This window comes from Inquilinus sp., from assembly GCF_057815775.1.
This window is the reverse complement of sequence record NZ_JBYRFX010000596.1, coordinates 1-6,281: the sequence shown is the minus strand read 5'-3', so window position 1 is coordinate 6,281 and position 6,281 is coordinate 1. Positions and strand designations below refer to the sequence as shown.

Below are 6,281 nucleotides of genomic sequence, written 5' to 3'. Positions count from 1 at the left end.
CGCAGCGTGTCGACATTGACCCGCAGGGTGCGCAGCATCCCGGCCATGGCCGGCAGCACGGCGTCGAGCGTGTCGACCGCCTCGAACGCCGCGCGCTTGTCCTCGGCCAGGTCGCGGTTGTAGGCGAAGGGCAGGCCCTTCAGCGCCGTCAGCATCGCGGTCAGCCCGCCGATCAGCCGGGCGGCGCGGCCGCGCGTCAGCTCGGCGATGTCGGCGTTCTTCTTCTGCGGCATGATCGAGGAGCCGGTGGCGTAAGCATCGTCCAGCTCGACCCAGCGGAACTGGCGCGACGACCACAGGAACACCTCCTCCGCCAGCCGCGACAGATGCACCGACAGCATCGCGGCGACGAACAGGAACTCCGCCACATGGTCGCGGCTGCCGACCGCGTCGATCGAGTTCTCGCACGGGCCGTCATAGCCGAGCTCGGCGGCCGACAGGTCGGGCCGCAGGGCGATGGCGGACCCGGCCAGCGCGGCTGCACCCAGCGGTGAGCGCGCGCTGCGCCGGTCCCAATCCTGCAGCCGGTCGACATCCCGGGCGAAGGTCTGGGCGTGGGCCAGCAACTGATGGGCGAAGGTGACCGGCTGGGCCGGCTGCAGATGGGTGAAGCCGGGCGCCAGCGTCGTCACATGCGCCTCGGCCTGGCCGACCAGTGCCTGCTGCAGCGTCATGACATGGCCGGCCAGGCGGCGGGCGACGTCGCGCAGATACAGCTTCAGGTCGTTGGCCGCCTGGTCGTTGCGCGACCGGCCGGCGCGCAGCTTGCCGCCGAGCGCGCCCAGCCTTTCGGTCAGCGCCCGTTCGAGGAAGGTGTGGACGTCCTCGTCGCCCTCGTTCGGCAGCACCGCGCCGGCGGCGACGTCGCGGGCCAGATCCGTCAGCGCCGCCAGGGTGGTCTCGCCTTCGGCCGCGGTGAGGATCCCGGCACGCACCAGCTCCCGCGCATGGGCGGCCGAGGCGGCGAGGTCGTAGGGGGCGAGGCGGAAATGGCTGGCATCGGAGCGCGACAGGCGCATCAGCTCCGGCGCGGGCGCGGCGCGGAAGCGGGCGCCCCAGAGACGGGTCGGTTCGGTCATGTGGGCCCCCTGTTCGGACCCGGGATGCTGTCAAGCCGGGCCGGGTGCCACAATGGAAATGATTTCCCCAGGATAGTCGGTAATGGAATATCTTGGCCGCCAGTCCAGATCGTCATAGCGCGAGCCGCCGATGCAGGGCCCTGGCCCCCTTCCCTCCACCACCGCGCTGCGGGTGCTGGCCGCGCTGGTCGAGCACGGCTCGGCCTCCGAGGCGGCGAAGAGCGTGCACCTGACCCAGAGCGCGGTCAGCAAGCAGCTGCGCAGCCTGGAGGAGATCGCCGGCATGCCGCTGTTCACCCGCACCGGCCGCGGCCTGGTGCCGACCGAGGCCGGGCGGATCTATGTCGAACAGGCGCGGATCGCGCTGGGGGCGCTGGAGACCGCATCCGGGCGGATCGCGGCGCTGCGCGGGTCGCCCAACGCCATCCGGCTGCATGTGCTGCCGATCCTGGGCGACCGCTGGCTGGTGCCACGGCTGTCGCAGCTGGCGAAGGCGCGGCCGGAGCTGGATGTGCAGTTCACCACCCAGGCCACCGGCGACACGGTCGAGGAGGCGGACGCCGTGTTCCGCTTCGGCGAGGGCGACTGGCCGGGCCGGCGGGCGGAATATCTGTTCGGCCGCAACGTCGCGCTGGTCGGCGCGCCGCAGCTCTTGGCCCGCATGGGCGGCATCGCCCGGGCCGGCGACGTCGCCCGCTACACCGTGCTGGACCACCGCCACACGCCGCTGCGCTGGAGCGAATTCGCCGAGGCCCAGGGGCTGGCCGCATTCGCCCCGGCGCATATGGTGCATTTCGGCTTCTACGCCCTGGTGATCCGCGCCGCGATCGGTGGCCAGGGCCTGGCCCTGGTGCCGCGCTGCCTGATCGAGGATGAATTGCTGACCGGTCGATTGGTCAATCCGCAAGGCCTCGGCTTCCACAGCCGCCACGGCTACTGGTTCACCACCCCGGCCGACCGCCCGCCGCGCGCCGGCCTGGTCGCCTTCCGCGACTGGCTGCTGGCCGAGGCCCACGGGTTGGGGCCGGGGATGTAGGTGACGATTGGGGGATATGAGCCGATCGCGCTGGTTGCCGGGCGCCGGCACGTCTAGGACAGAGTGAGTGCGGATCGGATGACGGGCTTGGGGCGACGGGCATGGATGCGAAGACAGACGGTTTGACGATCGAGGTGCCCGGCCATCCGCTGACCGGCCGCGTCACGCCGCCGGGCTCGAAGTCGATCACCAACCGCGCCCTGCTGCTGGCAGCGCTGGCCCGCGGCACCAGCCGCCTGACCGGCGCGCTGAAAAGCGACGACACCAGGCTGATGGCCGCCGCCCTGCGCGCCATGGGCGTGACCATCGACGAACCCGACGACACCAGCTTCACCGTCACCGGCACCGGCCGGCTGCAGGCCCCAGCCGGGCCGCTGTTCCTGGGCAATGCCGGCACGGCGATGCGCTTCCTGACCGCCGCGGTGACCATGATCGACGGCACCGTGGTGGTCGATGGCGACGCGCATATGCGCAAGCGGCCGATCGGCCCGCTGGTCCAGGCCCTGCGATCGCTCGGCATCGACATCGAGGATACCAACGGCTATCCGCCGGTGACGGTGCGCGGCCGCGGCAGGCATGCCCAAGTCGATGGCGCCCCCGGCCGGGTCGAGATCGATGGCGGCCTGTCCAGCCAGTACATCTCGGCCTTGCTGATCGCCGCCGCCTGCGGCACCGGGCCGGTCGAGGTGGCGCTGACCGGCAGCGAGATCGGCGCCCGCGGCTATGTCGACCTGACCGTCGCGGCGATGCGGGCCTTCGGCGCCGAGGTCGAGCAGGCCGATGAAGCCACCTGGCGGGTGCAGCCGACGGGCTACCGCGCCGCCGACTTCCTGGTCGAACCCGACGCCTCGGCCGCGACCTATCTCTGGGCCGCGGAGGTGCTGACCGGCGGCGCCATCGACCTCGGCGTGCCCGCCGATGCCTTCACCCAGCCGGATGCGAAGGCGCAAGCGGTGATCGCCAGCTTCCCGAACCTGCCGGCCGTGATCGACGGGTCGCAGATGCAAGATGCGGTGCCGACCCTGGCGGTGCTGGCCGCCTTCAACCGCACGCCGGTCCGCTTCACCGGCATCGCCAATCTGCGGGTCAAGGAGTGCGACCGCGTCGCCGCGCTGGCGACCGAGCTGTCGCGCATCCGCCCCGGCCTGGGCCGCGAGGAGGGCGACGATCTGATCGTGGCGTCGGACCCTGGCCTGGCCGGCCAGACCCTGCCGACCCGGATCGAGACCTATGCCGACCACCGCATCGCCATGAGCTTCGCCCTGGCCGGGCTGAAGATCGGCGGCATCACCATCCTGGACCCCGGCTGCGTCGCCAAGACCTATCCCGGCTATTGGGACGCCCTGGCCTCGCTGGGTGTAACCTACGACAAGGTCGACTGACCGTCCGGCCGGCGCAGGCCGGCGATGTCGGCCGAGGGCGGGCGGCCGAACATCCGGCGGTATTCGCGGCTGAACTGGGACGCGCTGTCGTAGCCCACGTCGAAGCCGATCGCGCCGGCGTCCCGCCCTTCCACCAGCAGCCGGCGCCGCGCCTCCTGCAGCCGGATCCGTGTCCGGTACTGCAGCGGCGTCATCATCGTCACCGCCTTGAAATGGCGATGCAGCGAGGTGGTGCTCATGCCCGCCTCCCCGGCCAGCAGCTCGATGCTCATCGGCTCCGCGTAATGCGCCCGGATCCAGGCGATCGCCCGCGCCACCCGCGACAGATGGGTCCCCGCCGTGGCGAACTGCCGGAGCAGGGATCCATGCTCGCCCTGCAGCAGCCGGTAGTGGATCTCGCGCTCTACGATGGGCGCGATGATTTCGATGTCGCCGGGCCGGTCGAGCAGCCCCAGCAGCCGGGCCACGGGATCGAGCAAATCGTCCGACGGAGAACCGAGCGCCAAGCCGGCCGTGGGGTCGCCGTCTGATGACGGCGGGCCCGGCGGCATCCTGAGCAGCAGATCCGCGATCTCCGCCCGGCCGAGATCCAGGGTGAGCGCGAGATGGGGCTGGTCCGCGCTCGCCTCGGTCACGCTCGCCGAGACGGGAAGGTCGACCGTCACGATCAGCAGCTCACCCGGCCCGATGTCGAAGGCCCGATCGCCGAGCGCGACCCGCTTGCGGCCGCGCAGGACGATGCAGAGCCGCGGGTCGTACAGGCTGCGGACGGGCTGGGTCGGCGCCTCCAACCGGAACAGCGTCAGCCCCGGAACGGGCGTGGCCTGGCGGGGGGCCCGGCAATGGCGGCCGATCAGGTCCTGGATGGCGTCGATGGGCGGCGGCATGGCGGTCTCTCCGGACGGGCGGCGCCTCCGGATTGGAAGGATCGGGCAAGGAACTGGCGGCATCGCCCTAACGCCCCCGCCCCGGCGGATGACATGTATCCCGTCGGGCCGCAGCGTCAAGAGTGCCAGACCGAGGCAGCGGCCGGAGTTCCCGAAAGGACAGGATCATGACCGCAGACACGCCCGTTTGGTTCATCACCGGCTGCTCCAGCGGCTTCGGCCGCGAGATCGCCACGCTCATCCTCGCCCGCGGCGGGCGGGCCGTGGTGACCGCCCGCGACCCGGACCAGCTGTCCGCACTCGTCGCCGGGCACGGCGACCGCGCCTTGCCGCTTCGGCTCGACGTCACCGACACCGCCACGATCCGGCAGGCCGTGGCCGAGGCGGAGGCACGCTTCGGCCGCATCGATGTCCTGGTCAACACCGCCGGCTACGGCTATCTCGCCGCCATCGAGGAAGGCGAGGATGCGGGCATCCGCGCGCAGTTCGAGACCAATGTCTTCGGCCTGGTCGCTGTCATTCAGCAGGTGCTGCCGGGGATGCGCGCGCGCCGTCGCGGCCACATCGTCAACTTCTCCTCGCTCGGCGGTCTCGTCGCCTTCGCGGCCACCGGCTACTACCACGCCACGAAATTCGCCGTGGAGGCGCTGTCGGAATCGCTGTGGCACGAGACGTCACCGCTCGGGATCGGGGTGACCATCGTCGAGCCCGGGGCCTTCCGCACCGACTGGGCCGGCCGTTCGATGGTCGAATCCAAGACCGTGATCGCGGATTATGCCGAGACCGCGGGCAAGCGACGGCAGCAGACGCGCGCGGTCTCAGGCCACCAGCCCGGCGACCCGGTCCGGGGTGCGGCGGCGGTGATCGCGGCAGTGGAAGCGGACGAGCCGCCGCTGCGCCTGCTGCTCGGCGGCCCGGCGCTCAAGACCGCCTATGCCAGGCTCGACGCGCTGCGCGCGAATTTCGACCGCTGGCGGGACACCACCCTCAGTGCCGATTATCCGCAACCTTGAGCGTGGTTCAGGCCGCCTTCGGGGCGCGCCGCAGAAGCATCCCGAACAGCCTGCCGTCCAGCGCGACCAGGCCGAGGGCGATCAGTGCCATCCCGGCCCAGGCGCGGCCCGTCATCGCCTCGCCGAGCACGATGCTGCCGAGCATCAGCGCGCTGGGCGGGATCAGCAGCGTCACCAGGGCGGTGTTGGTCGCCCCGACCCGCGCCAGCAGCTTGAAGAAGAAGACGTAGGCCAGGGCGGTGCTGAGCAGCGCCAGCCCGACCAGCGCCGACACCGTGGACCAGCTGGGCACCGGCAGGGTCCAGGGCCGGTCGACCAGGCAGACGATCGGCAGCATCATCAGGCTGGTCGCGCTGACCTGGCCGGTGGCGGTGACCATCGGCGGCAGCGCCCGGAACCGGCGGCCGAAGATGCTGGCGAAGCCGTAGGACAAGGCGGCGCCGAGCACCGCAAGCTGGGCCAGGACGGCGCCGCCAAGGCCGCCCAGCACCTGCGGCCCGATCATCACGGCGACACCGGCGATGCCGAGCACCACCCCGGCCAGCCGCTTCGGCGTCAGCTTCTCCTCCACCGTCAGGACATGGGCGACCAGCACGGTGAACAGCGGCGTGGTGGCATTGAGGATGGCGGCCAGGCCGCTGCCGATCTGGGTCTGGCCCCAGAAGATCAGGCTGAACGGGATCAGATTGTTCAGCAGCCCCATGCCGAAGAACGCGGCCCAGATCTTCGGGTCGCGCGGCTTGGCTTGGCCGATGACGCGCAGCACCACCAGCCGGGCGATGGCGGCGAGCCCGACCCGGACCAGGACGATGGTCAGCGGCGGCACCTCGGCCACCGCAACCTTGGCGAAGAAGAACGACCCGCCCCAGACGACCGACAGCGCG

Annotated in this window: 6 protein-coding genes; 3 read left to right on the top strand and 3 right to left on the bottom strand. The window is 71.5% G+C overall.

Features of this window, described 5'->3' with window-relative positions:
• Positions 1-1,079, bottom strand: a 1,079-nt coding sequence (argH, locus tag AC3XYG_RS20900; RefSeq protein WP_489141799.1) for an argininosuccinate lyase, incomplete at its 3' end; no start/stop codon positions are given.
• A gap of 130 nt (positions 1,080-1,209) precedes the next feature.
• Between argH and AC3XYG_RS20895 the strand changes: the two genes are divergently transcribed.
• Positions 1,210-2,115, top strand: a complete 906-nt coding sequence (locus tag AC3XYG_RS20895; RefSeq protein ID WP_489141798.1) for a LysR substrate-binding domain-containing protein — start codon at positions 1,210-1,212, stop codon at positions 2,113-2,115.
• Between the two features lie 101 nt (positions 2,116-2,216).
• Entirely contained in the window at positions 2,217-3,497 is a 1,281-nt protein-coding gene (locus AC3XYG_RS20890; RefSeq protein ID WP_489141797.1) for a 3-phosphoshikimate 1-carboxyvinyltransferase, read from the top strand.
• Here the strand turns inward: AC3XYG_RS20890 and AC3XYG_RS20885 are convergent.
• Positions 3,479-4,384 (bottom strand): AraC family transcriptional regulator, encoded by a 906-nt coding sequence (locus AC3XYG_RS20885; protein ID WP_489141796.1) that lies wholly within the window; start codon positions 4,382-4,384, stop codon positions 3,479-3,481. The genes AC3XYG_RS20890 and AC3XYG_RS20885 overlap by 19 nt on opposite strands.
• A gap of 167 nt (positions 4,385-4,551) precedes the next feature.
• On the opposite strand from AC3XYG_RS20885, the gene AC3XYG_RS20880 reads away from it, so the two are divergent.
• Positions 4,552-5,397, top strand: coding sequence for an oxidoreductase (locus tag AC3XYG_RS20880; RefSeq protein ID WP_489141795.1), 846 nt, complete (start codon positions 4,552-4,554; stop codon positions 5,395-5,397).
• A gap of 7 nt (positions 5,398-5,404) precedes the next feature.
• Here AC3XYG_RS20880 and AC3XYG_RS20875 read toward each other — a convergent pair.
• A partial coding sequence (locus AC3XYG_RS20875; protein ID WP_489141794.1) for a DMT family transporter occupies positions 5,405-6,281 on the bottom strand: 877 nt, incomplete at its 5' end.